2 protein-coding genes are annotated in these 1,497 nt (G+C 59.3%); both read left to right on the forward strand.

What is annotated here, in order from left to right; all coding sequences use genetic code 11:
• Positions 1-65: 65 nt before the first annotated feature.
• On the forward strand, positions 66-854 hold the full coding sequence (locus tag ACRXB1_RS35910) for a TatD family hydrolase (RefSeq protein WP_449494754.1): 789 nt from the start codon (positions 66-68) through the stop codon (positions 852-854).
• A gap of 102 nt (positions 855-956) precedes the next feature.
• Positions 957-1,403, forward strand: coding sequence for a DUF4131 domain-containing protein (locus ACRXB1_RS35915; RefSeq protein WP_449494755.1), 447 nt, complete (start codon positions 957-959; stop codon positions 1,401-1,403).
• The last annotated feature ends 94 nt before the right edge of the window (positions 1,404-1,497 follow it).

The following is a 1,497-nucleotide window of genomic DNA, read 5'->3' on the forward strand; positions in this document are numbered from 1 at the left end:
GCGCGATGGCGTGCTGTTCGAGGAGCCGGTCGTACCTGTCTAGTTGCGGGAATCACGGAGCGATCATGTGGATCGATACGCACTGCCATCTCGATGCTTCCGAATTCGATGCCGACCGCGAAGACGTCGCGGCATCGGCGCTGAAAGCGGGCGTCGGGCGAATCGTGATCCCGGGCGTCGAGCGCCAGAACTTCAGTACGGTGCGCGAGCTTGCGCATCGGATCGAGGGCGGCGCTTATGCACTCGGCATTCATCCGCTTTTTACTCCTCGTGCACAGGACGACGATTTGCGCGTGTTGCGCGAGCATATCGCGGCGAGCATGGATGATCCTCGGTTTGTGGGTATTGGCGAGATCGGACTGGATTATTTCGTGCCTGGCCTCGATGACGCTCGCCAGACCTTCTTCTATTACGAGCAGCTCAAGATTGCACGTGACTTCGATCTGCCGGTCATTTGTCATGTGCGTAAATCGCAGGACAAAGTGCTCAAAGGCTTGCGTGTGCACGGCGTGAATGTGGGTATCGCGCACGCGTTCAACGGCAGTTTTCAACAGGCCGAAGCGTTCATTGCGCATGGCATGCGGCTTGGTTTCGGCGGCAATCTCACGTTTGAGCGCGCACGGCAGATCCGGCGCCTTGCGGCTGACCTGCCGCTCGATGCAATCGTGCTCGAAACCGATGCGCCGGATATTGCGCCCTCCTGGTTATACAAACATCGGAATGCGCCGGATCAGGTGGCGGGCATCGCGCGGGTGCTGGCTGAATTGCGCGGTATCAGCGAAGAGACGCTTTCCATAGGCACAACGGCTAACGCGCACTTGGCACTGCCGCGGCTTGCACTTCTCTCCGCATAATCAGTTCTTCTGACTTGTTCGATTGCACGCGTCGTAGAGAAACGCTTTCTCGCCGATGCGTTTGCGCTCGCGTCAAGGTTTTGAGGAGCGGGCGTGCGGGGAATGTTGATCGGGTTTGCTCTCGGGATCGTGTGGCTGCAGCGGCAGGCTGCGCTGCCCGGCGTGTGGGTTATTTGCGCCGCTGCATGCGCGGTTGCGTGCGCTTGTACGCTCTCAGTTTATTTGCCGCGTTGGCGTTACGCGTGCTTGATCTGCGCCGCGTTTATTGTCGGTTTTAGCTACGCCGCATCGCGCGCCGAAGGTCGTTTGCAATACGGGTTGCCCGCGGCATTCGAGAACCGCAATATCGAGCTGACCGGCTTTGTACGCGGTCTGCCAATGCAAGGCGAGGACGGCACGCGTTTCCTGTTCGAAGTGGAATCGAACGAAGCACGGATACCTGAGTTTCCGCGCATCGTGCAGTTGTCGTGGATGGCGGTCGATGCATCGAAACGCAGGCCTGCCGCCTCGCCGCCTCCGCGGCATTCGAGAACCGCAATATCGAGCTGACCGGCTTTGTACGCGGTCTGCCAATGCAAGGCGAGGACGGCACGCGTTTCCTGTTCGAAGTGGAATCGAACGAAGCACGGATACCTGAGTTTCC

This window comes from Caballeronia sp. M23-90, assembly GCF_053574605.1.

Bases quoted from the DNA above. Each gene is read 5' to 3' on its own strand.
- ACRXB1_RS35915 (WP_449494755.1), top strand. From the start codon at position 957: ATGTTGATCGGGTTTGCTCTCGGGATCGTGTGGCTGCAGCGGCAGGCT.
- ACRXB1_RS35910 (WP_449494754.1), top strand. From the start codon at position 66: ATGTGGATCGATACGCACTGCCATCTCGATGCTTCCGAATTCGATGCC.